Raw genomic sequence first — 17,758 nt, 5'->3', positions numbered from 1 at the left:
AACGATATTTCTCAGGTTCGATTTTCTGTAAGGCTCTGTGTGTTTTAGTGTGCGGTGAAAGCACTGGATATGAAAAAGCCTCCGCTTGGGAGGCTCGTGTTTCTGTGTTTAGGCGGAAAATGAACCACCATCTCGCCTTTGGGTTCTCATATAATCTTCTGCGCCTTTTTTCGCGATGTTGTATACAGCATTTAGTGCCTGTGGCCCTATCTCCCCATTGTTACCATCATTTTGGATCGTGACATGGTTGACCTGAGAAAACCCATCAGCATTTTTGTTTGCCGCTGCGATAACACCTAACTTACCATCAGCACCTCGCCGTAATGGCAATATTGCCTCTGGTCCAGCTTCCCCCATCAAACCCGCACCGCGCGCAAATGGAAACAATGTTGGCTTGGAAACGACTTGCCCGCTATATGCGCTCAGTCCGGGAGCGGTATAAACACCGCCTTTAGCATTTGGCGTAATACTACCGAAACCAAAAGCCTCAAATCCTTTAACAATGGTCATTTTGATGGCGATTTCAGCCAGCATCTTTAGGATGGAGCGTGTGAAATTCCTAAAATTAGCCTCTCCGCCCGTTAATGTTTCCGCCAATTGAGAGCTAAATCCATTAAGCGCTGATGATGTTGCATCTTGAATTTGAGCATTAACATCTAAAGCTGTATCTCTGTAGTTCCTCCACGCCGTACTGGCACCTGCTGCCCAATCTGTTTTTGCGGTATCCTCTTTGTCAAAGGTGGATTGCTTAGCTGACTGAACCTTATCCCATTGCGGTGTATCACCATAAACCGAGCGAAGCTGCTCAATCTCCAAGGCTCGCTGAAGCTCTAAAGTAGATTTACCTAGAGAGTCCGTGATTGCCTTTTGTCTTGCTTCCTGCTGCTTAACATATTTATCAGCCTGATCTTGCAGTTTATTTAAGTGCTCTTGCTTGGCGATTTTATCGCCCAAATCCGCCAGCTGCTTTTTATTCGCAAGTATGCTTTCCTTGTTCTTAAGCAACGACTGTTCATCAAATGACAACTTACGCGTTTTGCTTGCCTCTTCTAAAACATCAAATTTAGCTTGCTCTAACTGTAAATTTTTACGCTGCTGACTAATAAAATCAGTCGCTGTTGAATGCTGCTCGAGGAGTTTTAATTGAGCCTGAAGAGAGGTTAGTTCCGCCTGAGCAGACTCATCGTTACGAGTACCAAGGTCAGGTTTATAAACCTTGCCTTTAGGTGTTTTACGTGCTAACTCCTTTTGATATCGTGCATTTTCTCGCCTAATAGCCTCATCTTTTGCGGACTGCGAGGCGTATTCACTGTTCCTGATTTGATTAAGTTTATTTTGGTGCTTTTCTTCCGCGGTTTCATACTCTTTTTTTAGTTTACGATCAGCATCAAGCCGCCTTTTCTTGCGCTCCTCTTCATTTCGATCGGCCTTTTCTCTCGCGGCTTTAAGGTCATTCTGAAATTTAATCTCCTCTAACTCAGCCAGCCTCTGCTTTTGATCATTCATACCAAGTGTATATATGGAACCATCAAATCTTGATATGTAGTCCTTTAATCTTTTGATCTCGTCTTCAGTAGATTCTACCCTACCGAGGTCTCTCATTTTATCAATAGCTTCTTTAGCCGCATCACCGACCCAGTTCCATGCTGATTCTAAATACCCCAAATCTTCAACGATCTGCTTAGTCCTATCTCCCATTGAATTGGCATAAGACTCCATGGCTAACTTAGCGGCTTCAGAACTACGCCCCTGCTCCTGCAAGGTTGTGATTTGTTCAAGCTGTGTAGCAGTCAAGAAATGTAGCGATTTATCAAGCTCCATCACCGCCTGAACAGGTTGTTCTTTAAGGCGTTGGAATTGCTTTACAGTTTCATCAACCGATTGGCCCGTGGCTTTTTCCATTTTAGCGGCAACATTCGCCACCATATCCACTTGCGAACCACTAAATGAACCAGAACCGACTACTTGAGCCAAAGCATCGGCCATTTTGTATTGCGTGATGCCGTCACCCGATAAAGCCCGAGCCAGATCATTAAGTTGGCTTTTGGTTTTACCTGCATAATTACCAGTCAAAATCAACTGCTTATTGTACTCACTAAGCTCTTTGGATCCTTGGTAAGCTGCAACGCCAAAGGCAGTTAGGGCACCCACGCCGCCGAACATGGCGACTTTCCACGGCGTGATCAGTGATGTAATCGCTTTTAGGGAATTACCAAACCCGCCAAATGAGTCTTTAATTTGCCCGCCCTGCTGAACCGCAACCAACCACGGCGGCATGCCAGATGCTAAAGAGGTAACAATGTCTGTCATTTGCATCGGGAGCTGACGCATAGCTTGACGATACTGACCCGAAGTCAGTGTAACCCCTTTAAGCGCTGAGTTTTGCTTTTCCAGTTTGCGAATATAAATGTCTGCGGAACTTGATACGCCAAGCTGCGCCGCTTGCAGTCGCAGCATTTCAGTGCGGGAAAGACTTTGCTGTGTGACCTGCTCTTTTAACTTACTAATAAAGCGCTGCTTGGCTTGAATTGCAGAGAGTTCAGCGCTCTCAGTCTCACGACTTAGCGCTGTTGCTCGGGCTTGTAATGCCGTGTACTCTTTTAGCGTTAAAAGCTCCCTATCCTTATCCTTTTGCAGTCGGATCCGGATTTCTTCAATCTCTCGTAAGCTTTTCTTTTGTTTTTCAAACTCATTGAGTTGCGTTGTATACATCTCAGTGAGATTAGGCTTGAATGTAAATGCTTCGCTGCTTTTTTTCTCTAATTCAGACATGAGCTGAATGTGTGAGCTAGCCACTTGAGCCGCTTCTCGTTGCAGGGCTTGCAGTGACTGTAAAGAGCGCTGCTTTGCTGATAAAGCCTCACTTTCGAGTTGTTTTGTTTGGCTTGATTGCTTTTGAAGCTTTTCCGCCTCCCGCGCCGCCATCCGGTCTAGCAAATTCTGCTGGAGCTTCATGGAGCGTTGTTGCTCACGCTCTTGCTCTTTTAACCTTCGAGCAACTCTGCCGTCTTTCTCTTCAAAATCGGTGGTATTCGCACCAATATCAATAACAAGATCAGCTATCTGTTGTTGGCTCATAACGTAGCCCTCCTGGTATTGCTGAGCCGACTAATTGTATGGCTTCGTCAGACATTTCGTTATCATCAAAATCAATATCAGTTAGCAACATAAAATCAGTCATTTCGACGTCCGCGCCACACATTGATGTAACAATCGTTCTTTGAAGCGCGGCAAATTCAGTATCAATCAATTGCGGCGTGAACGGTGTTTTGCTGAAATGCTCAATCCAATCATTGAACTCTGAAGCACTCACTTCGCTTAACATACGTCGCCAATCCGGACGCCCAAACTCACGCGCAAAGCGTAAAGCAAAAACGCGCTCACGCCGTGCTACTTTTCCAGCGGCTCGGCATCTTCATGATCATCATCTGAATTATCGTTTTGACTTGCCATGCCACTGATGTCGAGTATTGACGCGACTGCTTCTTCTAGTGCGCTCTTCCCCCAACTAGCAGATACTTCGCTATTAATTTCATCAACATCACGCTCGCGATCGCCATTCCACAAAGAGCGAGATACCAGCCACGCCTGACTTTCCGCCAAGGTGCGAATAGATTTAGCAGTCAATGCCGCGCCCTCTAACCCTTCGGACTCTTTTTCTTTTTCCACTAAAAAATCAAAGTAATCGGCGCGTTGTAATGCAGTGACCTCATACAAAACAACTGTTTTATCATGAAGATGAATTGTCTTTTTATTTAAAAACATTATGTTAGGTTCCTTTGATGGAAATAAAAAAAGCCACAATGAATGTGGCTACAACGAATGAATCACGTTAGACTTTTGGTTGAGTAACCGTTTTGCTTGCTGGCTTTTCAGGGATTTCCTCGGCAAGTGTAGGACGACCGGTGTTTTTGATTTTAACGGTGCGAGTGATCGTCTCTTTGATAGGGATGGTTTTTCCTAATCCGCTCACCCAACCTTTAAATAAATCAAGCGCACCATTCGGATACATGATTTTATAAAAACGAGGCTGACCATCATCAAACCATTTAACAAGATCTTTTTGCCCTTCCTCGCCCGGCAGCCAAGCTAAAGTAACGCTGGTTTCACCTGATGATTTTTCACCTTGTGTGGTATTTTCCCAATCCCCATTGGGATCATCTAAGTAACTGTCATCTTCACTTGTAGCGGTGATCTCTCCCGGTTCAAGATTTTTGACTTTACCAAGTCGTGTGAAACCTGTTTCGGCAAACGGGTCTTTCGTTGGGTCGTCTGTTCCCGTGTAAATCCACAGTGTTGTGCCAGCGCCTTTAGTCGGCTCTAGCGGGTTAAGCATGATTGGCATATGCGCCCCTTACATTTCATATTCAATAAAATAGGTGAGATCAACCGATGCCCAGTACGACATTTCATCGTCACGGGCATAGTTAAACCCTTGTTGTGTGATGCTATCGATCGCTTCGCCCAGTCGTTTCATCCCAGCGACGGCGGGAAGCAATTTATTTTCTACCCACTCATCAAGTTTGGCGTCCGGCTGTGAAGACTTAAGAAATAATTCGATATGCAAAACTGCGTTCCAGCCATTGGTATCAAGGTACTTGGGTGATGGCTGCACATCGGTGAGATAAACAGCAATGACGGGAAACTCGTTTTCATTGATACTGACCACTCGCCCATCATAGATGGTCGCCTCCCCAACAAAGGGCTTAAGGCCGTCTATTACGATATTGCGGATCTTGGTGTGCTTTATCACTTCCCCCCCTTAAAATGCAGTTTTAGCTGATGATTGATCGCGTACGTCATTTCTTTCCCATAGTCATCCTCTCGCACCTTTATCGCATGCTCTTCAAATGCGTCCGTTAACGGCTTGGTGAGGGGGATTTTCACCACCTCAATGGGGTATCGGCTTTTCCCTACGCGTTGCAATACATGCCAACGACCATTATTCAGTTGTTGAATAAAGGCGCCTTTAAATGTAAATCGTCCTACCTTTAACGTGCTGGTTTGCGGTCCGCCACGGCGCCGAGATAACTGCATACGCGCGGTACCCAAGGCAATTGCCGGTAAATTCCCTCGGTTAATCGTCAACCTTGCTTTGGGTGTGCGGTGTTGAGTGCTCGCTCTCCTGATACGGACGCGTTTTCGGATAATTTTTTGAGGAATACGAGTTTCTTTAGCCACTTGCTTGACGCTTCGACTCACCGCCCTTGATGCTACACGATTGATCGCTTGTGCTGTTGCCGTGGGGACAATGCTGTCATTCAGCAAGCGTATGCGCCTAATCGCCTCTTGTACTCCCTTCATCATCAATATTCTCGACAAAAATTAACCATTTCCCGTTAAATCGCTGATATCGGGTTACGATATAGTTAAGATCATTCGCAACAACAGCATCTCTCGGCCTTGGCTTGTATTCCTCAGAAAACACCACATAAGAGATGCCATCACCGTTAATTGGTCCCATTTCAGGCAAAAAATGAGATTCCACACCAACATAGGCTTTTTCATTAATGATGATGGATTTTCCGAATCGCTTTGCTGTTGTTGCATCCACACGATCCATTAAGCGCTCAAATGCCCCCATCGATTAACCGCCCGCTGCTGCTGTGGTCGCAGGGAAAACATTGAGCTTAACCGGCACCAATTCTGCGCTAGCTTCTGCGGCTTCCCACGTAACACCCACTGGAACGCCCCCTTTATCAGCCACAATACCTTTATCGGCGGTCACGGCCTGACCCGATGTTAAAGCAACGCCCGTTTTTTTCTTCAGCAAAAAAACACCTTCAGCAAAACCATCGCCAGTTCCACCTGCATCAATATTTGTTACAGCAACGCAAGCTAATGCGCCCACCATCACTAGATCGCCACTGAGAATGGCGGTTGTACCGGTATTTTTAATCTCAACCGTTAAGCCTTGTTGTTGATAATTCTTAGCCATAACTTCTCCTTCCGGCTCCGAAAAGCCGGATTTTAGATATAAAAAAAGCCCGTTAGGGCGAGAGGGTCTATTAATATTCAGGATTATTTCGTATTAACGCGAACCATGCCACGATAGTCTATTGGCGCAACACCCGCATCAATACGAACCTTTGTCGTTACACCGTCAGAAGTAAACCCTTCCTCCTGGTCGATATAGGGAATATCAACTCCATCAAGATAGGCGACCTCTATCGTGTCAGTACCTTGAGCGGAGGTTAGGAACCATGTTGGCTTATCTTTATCAACGCCGCGCGACAAGCGAGACTCACGAATAATTTCCGCAATATCCTTTATAGGGTTAATAATCCCTGAGTTAATGTCGGCACCTTTTACGCTATTAGAGCCAACAACTTGTTTGGCTGATGTAAATAAAGGAGTCGGAACTAACATAAAAGCAGGCTCAATATTGAGAGCGCGCTCACCTTCTTTTTGCTCTTGCATGAGTTCACACGCCTTGCTGATGGTAGCAACATCCATTCCACCTGTGGCTATATTCCCATGCTTGCTATCAAAAATATTAATACCATCTCCGCTGAATTTCTCATTGTTCATCAAAATGGCATAAACCAAATCACCAATGGTTGCTTTCGCAGCTCGACCTAGCTTCATTGGCGTATCTTTGAGCATGGACATATCATCGTTGATAATGGCTTGACGAGTAATACTAAACAACTCACCGTAAGTTGCTAGTGCAATGGTTGCCTTTTTGTCGCTCGTAGTAACATATTTATACTCTGCACCCTCGCGAACTTGACGAATTGAATCAAATCCCCCCATACCTACACGGGTTGCTGGTTTAAAGTCCCCCAAGTGACCTTTTTTTGTCCATTTTTCAAACGTTTCCGGTGCTTCATTCCACCCTTGAATGATAGATTTATTCGCAACATCAAGAAGAATATTGCCAAAATCAGATGTGCTGTGAGTAAAAGCCATGGCGATCATTTGCATAGAATTACGCGTCGCAACACCCACGCCACGATCTGTTAATGACATTCTCGCCAGTTCGCGCAACGTCATAAAATTATAGGCATTATCGGATTGAGCTTCTTCATAGCCTGCACGAGCCATCAATGATGCGCGAACGCTGTCACCCACAATATTCCCGTTATTGGCATAAATATGAGCACCGTAATCGACGGTGTTCGTTGGTGTTGCTTCCTGCGCTAATTTATTGAGTAATTTATTTCTAGCATCCTCAATTGAGCAGTTCACATCAAGCGCGCACTCCATCATCATGTCATCATGCTTACCGCCAAACATCGCAAACAAGTCCTTAATCCCGTTCATGCGAGCCTGCTCAGCCTGTCGCGCTTGAGCTTGAATATCGGCAGTGTTCGGTTGCGGTGCATTGGTTGAATTTTGTGGTTGCGGTGCTGGATCATTAACGGGCGCAATGGTGTTTTTTGGTTTTGTTAGACTGTTTTTTAATGGATTTGGCATGGATTTAAATTCCTCAATGCGTTTAGATGAAAGACTGGCCATAGCTTTGACTGGCTCAATCACAGTATTAGCAAAACCGTGCTCCACGCACTCTTCTGCTGTTAACCATGTCTCCTCGCCGAGCATGGCTTCAATTTCTTCTTTCGTTTTCCCTGTTTTTTCCACGTAGGCGGGAATTAAGACGTTTTCCACTTTATCGAGCAGGTCGGCGTAATCACGCATATCATTCGCATCCCCCCACGAAACGCCCCATGGTTTATGGATCATCATCATGGCGTTGGTTGGCATAATGATTTCAGTGCCTACCATGGCAATGACCGATGCCATTGATGCGGCTAGCCCATCGATATACACCGTAATAGTGGCGTTGTGGTTTTTGAGTTGATTGTAAATCGCGATACCCTCAAACACCTCACCACCGGGCGAATGTATATGCAGGTTGATGTGGTTAATGTTGCCAAGAGAAATTAAGTCTTCGGTAAATCGCCGAGCACTGATCCCCCATCCGCCAATTTCGTCATAAATATAAATATCAGCCGAAGTCTCGCTGGTTGCTTTCATTTGAAACCAACTTTTGTCCGGTGCTGACGCTAACGGCTTACTCATCTTCGTACTGTTTTTCGGCGGTACGAGGTGTTCGTTCTTCTTTCGCATTGTCACTACCTTTGTCATGCGCTGGATCAGTATCAAAAACTAGCCCAAGTCGCTCATTTTCATCAATTTCCGCTTTACGGCGGCGTTTAACTTCCGCTGGATTGCCGCCTCGCGCGCGAACCCAATCACTTTCAGATGCTGCACCCCCGCGAATTTGCGCCTTCCACGCATTTGACTCTTTCAATGGATCAATCCATGGCATGACAGGACCGCTATACGTCGCGTTATAGAGTGATGCCAACTCAACATCGGGAGGAACAACAATCACACCCGAAGAGATGGCCATTTGTAGCCATTGACGGTAAATAGGCCGACTCATTGAACCGCAAAAGGTATCTTGCAGGATGTAATATCCTTCAAATGACTCCACCAGCTCTTGCCGCTGGGCGCTGTAAGTGCCGTTATAGTCACGTGCGATACTGGAATAACTTCCTCGACTCCCTGCCGCCACTGCTCTCAATTGCCCGTTTCGGAAATTTTCTAAGTTTTGATTGGGTCGGTCTGATTTGATCATGCCGACATCTTCGCCCGGCCTTAACCCGTCGTAGATAATCCCCGGAGCAATATCAATGTGCCGGTCACCATATTCTTCGTCTGTATCGTAGGTGCCTGCATCCCCTTTTTTAATGTACATTCCCAAAGAGGCAGCAATACGGGCGGCGGTCAGTTCGGCATCTTCATAATCTTTCAGTGAACTTAAACGCATTAAAATGCCAGAAAACAAACTATTTCCACGCAACTGATGCAAGCGACGCACATATTTAAGGTGAAGCATGTTTTCTGCTTGGATAGATTTTAAATCTCCCATTTGCTGACCGGCAGTGAGTAAGTTTTTATACACTAGATAAGATTTGGGTCGCCCCCACTCATTAAGCTCAATACCCTGCCGGATCCCCTTGCTTGGGTTATCAAGGTGTATCGGCACAAAGTCAGGCTCCAACCCTTCAAGCCAAAAAGGAATATTCGCTTGTTTATTAAGCCCTTTTTGATTGCCTTTAACGACCTGCGCAAAAACCTCCCCATCTCGCAACCATGTTCTGACTAGCATTCTCTCCAGCATCGGGCGCGTATATTGCCCAGTGACGTCTGGCTTTATCGACCATTCAGACCATGCAGCCCTAATTTGCCCTGCTAGCGCATCGTGAATTTGCCCCGTTTTCGAAAGCGGCTGAGGCTCTACAATGATCCCCTTACCGCCAACAATGCGCTCTTCCATTTTGTCGAGAATGCCAATCACCAAATCATGATTATTATCGAGCCAACGCGCTTGCTCCCGAAGCGATTGACCCGCGATTTGTGTTAACTGGTTGGCATTGCGGTTTTCTCGCCGCGCCTTATGTAATCGAGAGGGCATTGCGGCTTCATACGCTAGAATTTGCGCCCGAGAGCGCAGCCGATTTCTCGCCCATCCCGGAGAGACAACGGATATCGCCTTGTCAAGAAAATTCATTGAAACCTCGCTAGCTTATAGCCGGGCGATCTGCGACTCGCCGCACTACTTTGTAAATATCGCCGCTCCCAATACTCTCGCCCCTTGATAATCTCACTGAGGTTCTCCATGGTCATTGATTGCCCGTTGAGACTAAGGCTTTTCCCCTCCAGCACCGCCATTTCAGCCTCAAAGTACTTATCTAACATTTGTTTAATTTGCTCTCGGGTCATACCCAGCCTCCTGACGTTTCAGAAACAGGTACCCATGCCGAGCTAGAGGCTGGCGTAGAATCTGTTTTTTCGGGTGAAGTTTGAATAGATGGTGGTGCAATGACTGTTGATTTCGGTGCCATTAACGGATTATCGCGATTTATGTCAGGCAATTGCGCCCATTTTGGCGGATTTTCCCACTTGATTTTTTCATATCCAAGCAAAATAACTAACGCATGGGCATATACCATCAAGTCAAATGCCTCGTTAGCCCCCTTACCCGGCTTAGCCCATTTCCCATTACTGTCGCGCTCCTCGTACGTCAACTCATCGTAGAAAGAATCATCAAGCCAGTCCGGAAAATGAATATAGTTATTACCTATCGTCTGCCGCCCTAAATGCGAAGAAATGCGATCTTTTAATTCATTGGTTTGCAATAAATAAATAGGGACATCACCACGCGCTTTAGCGCGACGATCAGAGCGTTCCGTGTTATCGGGGTAAGATTTAGTGATTAGCTTGCTTTTAACTTTACCGTCACCTTTAAAGAGATATACACGACGAGCAAGCCCCTCTTTTTTGCATTTACGCCAAAATTGATAAGCGTTATCGGTCACCCCCTCTTCACCGCCGGTGTCTATCGCCATGCTATGAATGCCCATTTCAATTTCGTTACCATCTTGAAGTGGGTAGGTTTTATCGAGAACATCAGTAATCAATACTTTCCAGTCTTCCGCGTATGATGACGGGTCAATTTTTTGAGCTTCACCATCATCATTAAAGCGTAAGGAACGCGTAATATCGAAGCGGTCTATTATCCAGCGCTCTCCTCTTGCGCCATAGCCAGTTACTTGAACGACAAATCGACGCTTCTTACCACCCTGCACGTCAACGGTTGCTACGAGAAAGCGCACACCATCAGGCACTACACCATAACCCCAATACTCGGCGCGCAATTTAAGATCATCACCACTTCGTTGCTCTTGGCTGATCTTTGGTAAATAGGCTTGTCCCCAGTCTGTATTAATGACTGATTTTAATGTTTCTTCACTGCCTGTTTTTTCATACTCTTGCTCAGCATTGAGTAAGTTATAAACTAACTTTTCCCATGTTTGATAAGCCGCTGCGGGGCCTTCCATCCAAAAAGAAGCAATTCGTGATTCTCTTGGCTCGCCAGTAATGGTGCCCTGACTATCAATGGATTGCCCCTCTCTAAGCCAAATCCCTTTATTATTAAGTTCCCGCTTTTGCTCTGGCTCAATGATCCCCATGCAATGAGGACATTGTAAACGCGCCGCTTTACTCCCTTTTGTTGGGTCATCGCCTTCGGAGAAGCCCACCATATTTTCACGAATGGGCAGAAAATATTCAGAGCAATGCGGACAAGGCCAATACCAGCGACGACGATCACCGCGATTATAAAGTGACAAAATACCCGTTGTTGGTGGGGCTTCATGCGGTGTTTTGGCTCGCCATTTACTGTCTGTGATTTCTCGACCGGGGGAGCTTTCTGCCAGCGTTTTCCCAGCTGACATAAAAGTGGTTGTCCGTTTTGAACCAAGCGTATAAACATCACCTTCGTTATCAACATCCTCTGTAATGCGGTCATAATCAGTAATTGCGACGAATTTATAATCTGATGATGAAAGTACATTTACCGAAGGCCAGCCAATTTTTAAATAATTGCCCGCCTTAAATGTTTTATCATGGACGTTATTATCATTACGGTGCGGGCTTAATCGCTTAGCCACCTCCCTACTCGACCTGAATGTCCTATCTAGCCGCTTTTTAGAATGCTCCCTCGCTTTTTCTTCAGACACTTGCACAAGTAAAAAATCAGCGGGATCACAAACAATAACGTAGACAATCCAACCATCAACAAGCCCGAGCGATTTACCTGTTCGTGCGGGTCCGACAAATATCACGGAATCATATCGACGATCTGCCAAGCAATTCATTGGTTCAATGATGTAGGGTGTTAACGAGTCATCCCACGGAATGGAAGACCCCTCCCCCATGGGCACTCGCATGTATTTCTTAACCGCCTTTGCAATAGGCATTCTGCGCGGAGCTTTTAGTAACGCGGCAACATCTTTTCTCACGCCGGATGCAGAGGCATAACGCACTGTCATTCTTCAGGATCCTCCGCATCCAAAACCTTGCTGGCCAAAATATCACGCAACTCATCAACAATAATTTGTGCTTCTGTTAGTTGCTCGGCGTTCCAGCCTTTATCGCGCTCCAATTTGTCTGGCCATGTATCTAACACTTGGGTAATTGCTTTTACCAATACCGCCATCTCCAAATGCACATCAGCCACCGGCACCAGTTGTTTAAGTGTGGTTTCGAGCTTTATCCGTTCGTTTTCAGACTGGAACCAGTCTTTACGATCTTTCGGCAGCATTTGTGATGGGTCTTGAAAGCTATTCTTATTCGCGTCAGGGTCGGCACCAAAAAGTATCGGGCCAATATCCCGTAAAGCATAAACGGGATTTCCCCGAACGGTATTTGCAATGGGAGTATTTGCATCGAGCAATCGCTTTTTAACTGTACCGCGATTTAAGCCGAATGCTTCAGCAATCTTAGCCACGCTCCAGTTGTAGGCGTCCCCCAGATTGCTGATGTTGGACATTGACACCTCACTCTGTCAGGTGAAAACTGATATTTTTATTTATTATCAGATAGATATAACATATTGAGGTGACAGCTCATTTTGAAAACTGTCACCTCAATATTGATATTAGCAAATTAAATCAACCGGTTAGCTCACCTGCTGCTGACAGCATGAAAATTTGAAAATGAGCCGTTTCCCGCGAGCACGCCGCCCCGTGGAGAAGGTACCCCTTCAGGAGTACCTTTTATTACTTATTGTGAATAAAAAGCTAATACATGGAATTAATGTCTTTTTGTAACTTTTTATCATATTTATATATAAGTGAAATAAGCTTAAGAAATAAACTATCAGGAGGCAGTATCTTATATATACTTTCAAATTGCCTATATAAATTTACTTGTATTTCAGTGCTGACGCTTATAATCTCATTAAGTCGTTCTTCTACCTCACGATTTCTTATACCACCACTAAATATCCTTTCGCAGTCTAGTGTAACTGCATCATTCAATTCAGCTAGTTTTTTAGGGGTTATTGTAATTCCCCTATCTTTCAATAAGTTATTATACTCCAATAGTTTGGAAATTTCAGATGATACAACAGAACGATAGAGCATCAGTTGTTCTTTTTTTATACTTTTAATTCTATTTGACCAATAGGAAATTGCTGTATCGCTGATTTTATTTACTATCTTTATAACCTCATCGTTTATAGATTTTGTTTCCGATCTGCTTGATATCCTAGTTGCATTTGCGTAAACCACATTCCATGTGATAAAAACTAGAATCAAACTTAAACTTGAAATAACTATTGGTATTATTTTTAGAATAAAGTAGATCACAAACGGGGCCCCTTGGGACTAGGTGTCTTGCCTGCTAGCCTGAGCTTTTCTGCATTTGTTAAAAATTTTTTTATTTGTATTTGATACATTTCATTTACAGTTTCAATTATTAATCTTTGCTGTAATTCTTGTAACGTAAAACCTTCAAGCCTAATTAGCCCCCCGAAAGCCTCCTCTAAGAAAGATGAGCCTATAGCGCCCTTAGTTCCATCAAGATTTATGATTAATTTCTCATTCGAATTTTTTAGGATAGGGAGTAACTTCTCACTACGAAAAGCCTCGCCGCTACCCGAACTATCGCTTTTGTATCTTCCTAGCGGATGTTTTGTAAAATCAGTTAATTTAATTGTTATAGACATAGCCAACTCCTTTTCTCGTCATTATCTTCAGTGTTACTAATCATTTCTTTCTGGGATAAGACACCACTCTATGATCGTTCCAGGCAAAAAACTTGAAAACTTATGGCAATCTATAGAAGGCTTATTCTGTTTTATAGAATATTTATATCTTGAATTATTAGTTAAAACCAAAAGATTTTCATATTTAAACTCGTTTTTACTCTCCTCAATAGGACGTTTTATATCTTCGGAGCCATTACCCCTACCTTGGTTAATAAAGCGGCTATACCCTTCACTAAATGCACATTCAAGAATTTGCTCTTCGCCCATCTCGAATTCGGCGTTAGGATGGCTATCTTTATAAGACTCAACTACACCACAACCAAGGTCACAAATAATAAAATAAAGCGCATCTTGCTCGTCGTTATACCACGAACATTGCCACCAACGAGCTCCGCCTAAATATTCCTTATGTCTTTCCCAATCACCAATTTCATAAGCATGATGCCTTACATTTATCATGGCCTCTCCAATAGCAGCTGTAAGTAACTCTATTTGGCTTTCATTTAAAGGATTATTCATATTCTGAAGCAAAAAGTTTCTTGTAGATTGGAGCTGCTCTTCAGGATCAACGGAGGATTGGAAGTATCTTTTATTTTTCGTTAAATCGTCAAGATCTGAAATTGAACTTGCTTGTAGGGCTGCCGATAGGCCAGTGGCAACAATGTATCCATGTCCATTAGGATTTTTAGCTTTGATTGGCCAAGTAAATCGCACTTTTTTCCCATCGTTAAAATTTAGTTTTGCTCTAGTAATTATCGCAAAAAAAAGCAAAGAGGCTGCAGCTGTAGCTCTTTTCACCTCTGATAAATTGATATGTACCTTAACATTCTCCTTGTGAATCTCATCTTGAATATTATTAAAAAATTTTAAGGTATTAAGTCTGTGTTCATGACTATATATACATAAAGTTTCTGGCACTAAATCAGGAGAAAAGTCGTAAACACGCATAATTTAACCTATTGATTTTGAGTAATTAAATAGAAATACTATAAACATGATTCCCTTGTTTCTTATAATACCTTATTTTAAGCTGATTACCAGCAAGTCTGCTATACTTGCCGTAACTAGCAAAACTACCACCCTATTTATAAAACAATAGTAAAATCAGGTTATTAATCTCATACAATAGTATTAGACCTGCTTCATCAATAACTAATGTTATTTTTATTAAATCTGTATAGTAAAATGTTATAGTTTAATTTTGAATTAAAAATTTACTTAGAGGATGCCTAGATTATTATTAATTCATTGATATAAATAATATTTCTAGCCACATCTTACTATCTATTGCTCCCCTATGCAATGTTATGCAAGTAACTATTTATTAACAATATTTTGAGTATAGTAAACATTCCATTCTAATGTGATTTTGAATTACTTCTAGCTGCTTCAATCTCTCGAATGGCTTTCTTGTCCAAGTTGCACGCCTTAATTACCGACATCAGCTCAATGTTGTATTCAGCGATATCTCCCCACGTCATTTTGTCGGGGATATCTGGTATCGGGCAATCAGCTAGTAAACTTGCAGGAATGGGAATGTGAGGTGCTAATGCATATTCAGTCTTTGTATTGCCGCATCCTGTTAATAAGACTATCAGGAGCAGTAACGGGAGCGCAGTCATTGTCCACAAGAATAGTTTTGACGTCTTTCTTGGCTCCCTGTGCGTCCAGTGTGTTTTGTTGTTTAGCATCAATGGTCGCTCCAGAGATACGGTCAAAGATAGATATTGATGTGTAGGCGTTATCGGATATGAGTGATTGCTGGGCTAGTGATTTAGTTAGCGACTTATTAGCATCATTTAATCCGCTGATTTCCCATCGCTGCCAAATAACCACACCAAACAGTATCAGCCATACAATGAATAGTGCTTTTATGTAGCCTGACCTCATATCACGACTCTTTAACTGACATCGCAGCATCGCCAATAGGTAGCGGTCGGTTGTCTACTTCAACGCCATCAGGCCAGCGATAAGCAACAACTCGGTCAGTTCCAAACGCTTTGATGTTTACTGCGTCTGATTGATTACCACCCAAGATAAGAAGTGAGCCATTTGCAGTTTTACCAACACAGAAACCAACATGTCCACCGCCAGAACGTGAGAAGCGAACAATGCAACCATATTTAGGCTCTGTTAGCTTTTGCCCGAAAGTATCGTATGAACTCGAAGCATCTTTGCGAGGAGATTTAATACCAGCACGCTCTAACATGGCATTGACGAATCCAGCACACCACGGCACTTTACGCGCAGTACCAACTAGTCCGCGCAACTTGCTATCAATCCACATTTGGTCGACTGCTTTAGAGCCTTCAGTGGTATGCTCAGACACACCAATTTCTTTTCTAGCTTCAGTTAGCCATTTAGGTTCAGTCATTATTCACTCCTGCCTTACCCTTAATCATTTTACTCAGCGTTTCTACGCCCCAGTAACCAATCAGTACGCTAGTGAAATAAGCAAACTCAGGGTTCATCCCCATAGCTGCTAGCAAGTCTTTAGCGAACCATCCGAAGAATGCACATAGCGCACCATCTAGCAGGGTCTTTTTCCAGCCACCTCCGTTATACATGCCACGCAGTATTGCAACGGTTCCAGCTAGACCAGCCGCAGCTGCTTGCTCTTTTGCTGAAGATAGCCAACTAAGTAGATGATCCAGCCAATCAGGAGTGTTATTCATACATTTCATACTCACCCCCTACGTTGGAGGAATTTAGTTAATAGATAGCCCACCGCAAAATTGCAGTAATTAAACATGTTGAGTGTGATTTGCGGGGGCTGTATACGAAAAGGCCGCACTAGGCGACCTCTTGAATGTGACTTACTTCTCAGAAATTAGGTTATATAAATAAAATTCATAATATCGCTTGCAATTGGTCGCGTTCGCGACCATAATATATTCATCGGGTAGGCAATAAGGCAAACCCAACTCAACTAAGTGAGAATATTATGACTACTATCTACATCATCAAAGAAACTCAAAACGTTAATTCAGACCGCGAAGGCATCAAATTCGAGGGTGAAACGCTAACTCAGGCGAAACGCTTTGCATCACGCAATCAATCATTCCAAGGCACAACGCTTAAAATAGAACATGAAAATGGCGCTTTAATTGCTTTTAAAGAATCAGGCAAGTCTTGGGTTAACGCATAATATTTAGGGGCTATACGCCCCTTTCACTATAGGTATCAACATGACTAATTTAGAACTCAAGCAGCTTCGCCAGCTGTTGTTCCTTTCCCAGTCCGAAGCAGCAGAGCATATAGCAAAAGCTGAAACAAGAACGTGGCAACGGTGGGAAAAAGGCGATCGCTCCATTCCGTCTGATATTGTAGAGCAAATGCAAATGCTCGCGTTGACTCGCACTGAACTGCTTAGCGTTGAGCCTGACCTTTCACACTATAATTACCAGTATTTCGATTCTTTAGATGAGTATGGAAAGGCTTCTGGTGTTCGTAGTGTTATTAAATGGAGGCTATCACAGTCTATAGCTGCAAGCTTGCTTGCAGAAGCAACGGCTGACAATTGGCGTCAAAGTGAAATAATTAATGATGAAGACTGATAGAACAGGCCAAAAGTTCGGCAAACTTACAATAATAAAAGATTCCCCTAATTCTCAGATTCTATGCCGCTGTGATTGCGGCGTAGAAGAACTGTTTCCCCGAACAATAACAAAACCGACCTACAAGGGTCGATTGATGTGCAGCTATTGCAAGGGTGGCATCTGTGAAGTATGCGGATCTAGAATAAAATATAAATCGGGTCGAATCTCTGCTACTTGCAGCGAAAAATGTGCAAAAATCAGGAATAGTGAAAAAGAGAAAAAGCGCTATCACTCAATCAAACATACTGAAGAATTTAAAAACACTCGCGCATCATATTTAACTAAACTAAGAGATAGACTAAATAGCGACCCCGCTTTGCTTTCAGTTTTCAGAGAAAGAGCTAGATTGACTCTAAAAAAATGCAGGTCATCTGAGTCTCAAATCAAAAAAGAGCACTTTAATGCAAAGAAACGTTGGCAGCAGATTAAAAATGATAGCGCTCTACATGAGCAATCAATCTTATACTCTAGAAAACAATACGACACATACACTGATGATGATTACAAGCGCATTTTCAAAAGAGAGAGAACTCACACAAGAAAGCGTAAATCACGCAGTTGTTCAGAATAGCCGAGTATGTGAACTATCCGG

Annotated in this window: 22 protein-coding genes; 3 read left to right on the top strand and 19 right to left on the bottom strand. The window is 43.5% G+C overall.

The features are described 5' to 3' along the window. Positions 1 to 108 precede the first annotated feature (108 nt). The 19 genes from M1E96_RS08270 to M1E96_RS08180 all read right to left on the bottom strand — a co-directional run bounded on the left by M1E96_RS08270 (position 109) and on the right by M1E96_RS08180 (position 16,251). Complete coding sequence (locus M1E96_RS08270) at positions 109 to 3,078, bottom strand: phage tail tape measure protein (protein WP_369427476.1); 2,970 nt, start codon at positions 3,076 to 3,078, stop codon at positions 109 to 111. Next, positions 3,056 to 3,325, bottom strand: a complete 270-nt coding sequence (locus M1E96_RS08265) for a phage tail assembly protein T (protein WP_244316498.1) — start codon at positions 3,323 to 3,325, stop codon at positions 3,056 to 3,058. The genes M1E96_RS08270 and M1E96_RS08265 overlap by 23 nt, the downstream gene beginning before the upstream one ends. A gap of 65 nt (positions 3,326 to 3,390) precedes the next feature. Then, positions 3,391 to 3,765, bottom strand: coding sequence for a phage tail assembly chaperone G (gpG, locus tag M1E96_RS08260; protein WP_369427475.1), 375 nt, complete (start codon positions 3,763 to 3,765; stop codon positions 3,391 to 3,393). Positions 3,766 to 3,832: 67 nt separating this feature from the next. Further along, entirely contained in the window at positions 3,833 to 4,345 is a 513-nt protein-coding gene (locus M1E96_RS08255) for a phage tail tube protein (protein WP_369427474.1), read from the bottom strand. A 9-nt stretch (positions 4,346 to 4,354) separates the two neighbouring features. Next, entirely contained in the window at positions 4,355 to 4,753 is a 399-nt protein-coding gene (gene gpU, locus M1E96_RS08250) for a phage tail terminator protein (RefSeq protein ID WP_369427473.1), read from the bottom strand. Further along, on the bottom strand, positions 4,750 to 5,304 hold the full coding sequence (locus M1E96_RS08245) for a phage tail protein (protein ID WP_369427518.1): 555 nt from the start codon (positions 5,302 to 5,304) through the stop codon (positions 4,750 to 4,752). The genes gpU and M1E96_RS08245 overlap by 4 nt, the downstream gene beginning before the upstream one ends. Further along, positions 5,279 to 5,584, bottom strand: coding sequence for an ATP-binding protein (locus M1E96_RS08240; RefSeq protein WP_369427472.1), 306 nt, complete (start codon positions 5,582 to 5,584; stop codon positions 5,279 to 5,281). The genes M1E96_RS08245 and M1E96_RS08240 overlap by 26 nt, the downstream gene beginning before the upstream one ends. A 3-nt stretch (positions 5,585 to 5,587) precedes the next feature. Then, complete coding sequence (locus M1E96_RS08235) at positions 5,588 to 5,938, bottom strand: DUF2190 family protein (RefSeq protein ID WP_369427471.1); 351 nt, start codon at positions 5,936 to 5,938, stop codon at positions 5,588 to 5,590. Between the two features lie 83 nt (positions 5,939 to 6,021). Then, positions 6,022 to 8,025, bottom strand: a complete 2,004-nt coding sequence (locus M1E96_RS08230) for a ClpP-like prohead protease/major capsid protein fusion protein (RefSeq protein WP_369427517.1) — start codon at positions 8,023 to 8,025, stop codon at positions 6,022 to 6,024. Next, positions 8,018 to 9,523, bottom strand: a complete 1,506-nt coding sequence (locus M1E96_RS08225; RefSeq protein WP_369427470.1) for a phage portal protein — start codon at positions 9,521 to 9,523, stop codon at positions 8,018 to 8,020. Before M1E96_RS08225 ends, M1E96_RS08230 begins: the two co-directional genes overlap by 8 nt. Continuing rightward, positions 9,520 to 9,735, bottom strand: coding sequence for a hypothetical protein (locus M1E96_RS08220; protein WP_369427469.1), 216 nt, complete (start codon positions 9,733 to 9,735; stop codon positions 9,520 to 9,522). Before M1E96_RS08220 ends, M1E96_RS08225 begins: the two co-directional genes overlap by 4 nt. Then, positions 9,732 to 11,846: a phage terminase large subunit family protein gene (locus tag M1E96_RS08215; protein WP_369427468.1), complete on the bottom strand. Its 2,115-nt coding sequence runs from the start codon at positions 11,844 to 11,846 to the stop codon at positions 9,732 to 9,734. Before M1E96_RS08215 ends, M1E96_RS08220 begins: the two co-directional genes overlap by 4 nt. Further along, complete coding sequence (locus M1E96_RS08210) at positions 11,843 to 12,346, bottom strand: DUF1441 family protein (protein WP_163861267.1); 504 nt, start codon at positions 12,344 to 12,346, stop codon at positions 11,843 to 11,845. Before M1E96_RS08210 ends, M1E96_RS08215 begins: the two co-directional genes overlap by 4 nt. A gap of 250 nt (positions 12,347 to 12,596) precedes the next feature. Continuing rightward, positions 12,597 to 13,166 carry a hypothetical protein gene (locus M1E96_RS08205; protein WP_369427467.1) on the bottom strand — a complete coding sequence of 190 codons (570 nt, stop codon included), beginning with the start codon at positions 13,164 to 13,166 and terminating at the stop codon, positions 12,597 to 12,599. Further along, a complete protein-coding gene (locus M1E96_RS08200) occupies positions 13,163 to 13,525 on the bottom strand; it encodes an STAS-like domain-containing protein (RefSeq protein WP_369427466.1) in 363 nt (120 codons plus the stop codon). The genes M1E96_RS08205 and M1E96_RS08200 overlap by 4 nt, the downstream gene beginning before the upstream one ends. A 36-nt stretch (positions 13,526 to 13,561) precedes the next feature. Further along, on the bottom strand, positions 13,562 to 14,515 hold the full coding sequence (locus M1E96_RS08195) for a hypothetical protein (RefSeq protein ID WP_369427465.1): 954 nt from the start codon (positions 14,513 to 14,515) through the stop codon (positions 13,562 to 13,564). A gap of 609 nt (positions 14,516 to 15,124) precedes the next feature. After that, entirely contained in the window at positions 15,125 to 15,457 is a 333-nt protein-coding gene (locus M1E96_RS08190; RefSeq protein ID WP_369427464.1) for a hypothetical protein, read from the bottom strand. Between the two features lies 1 nt (position 15,458). Next, complete coding sequence (locus M1E96_RS08185; RefSeq protein ID WP_369427463.1) at positions 15,459 to 15,941, bottom strand: TIGR02594 family protein; 483 nt, start codon at positions 15,939 to 15,941, stop codon at positions 15,459 to 15,461. Next, positions 15,934 to 16,251 (bottom strand): phage holin, lambda family, encoded by a 318-nt coding sequence (locus tag M1E96_RS08180; RefSeq protein WP_048606449.1) that lies wholly within the window; start codon positions 16,249 to 16,251, stop codon positions 15,934 to 15,936. The genes M1E96_RS08185 and M1E96_RS08180 overlap by 8 nt, the downstream gene beginning before the upstream one ends. A 260-nt stretch (positions 16,252 to 16,511) precedes the next feature. On the opposite strand from M1E96_RS08180, the gene M1E96_RS08175 reads away from it, so the two are divergent. Genes M1E96_RS08175 through M1E96_RS08165 form a run of 3 tightly spaced genes read left to right on the top strand, consistent with a single transcriptional unit; the run spans position 16,512 to position 17,737 of the window. Further along, on the top strand, positions 16,512 to 16,715 hold the full coding sequence (locus tag M1E96_RS08175; RefSeq protein ID WP_369427035.1) for a hypothetical protein: 204 nt from the start codon (positions 16,512 to 16,514) through the stop codon (positions 16,713 to 16,715). A 40-nt stretch (positions 16,716 to 16,755) separates the two neighbouring features. Continuing rightward, positions 16,756 to 17,124 (top strand): DUF1870 family protein, encoded by a 369-nt coding sequence (locus tag M1E96_RS08170; protein ID WP_369427036.1) that lies wholly within the window; start codon positions 16,756 to 16,758, stop codon positions 17,122 to 17,124. Next, complete coding sequence (locus M1E96_RS08165) at positions 17,111 to 17,737, top strand: hypothetical protein (RefSeq protein ID WP_369427037.1); 627 nt, start codon at positions 17,111 to 17,113, stop codon at positions 17,735 to 17,737. Before M1E96_RS08170 ends, M1E96_RS08165 begins: the two co-directional genes overlap by 14 nt. Positions 17,738 to 17,758: the final 21 nt, after the last annotated feature.

The organism is Providencia sp. PROV236 (assembly GCF_033676985.1).
In the GTDB taxonomy this organism is placed as follows: domain Bacteria; phylum Pseudomonadota; class Gammaproteobacteria; order Enterobacterales; family Enterobacteriaceae; genus Providencia; species Providencia manganoxydans.
This window is presented reverse-complemented; position numbering and strand designations above follow the sequence as displayed.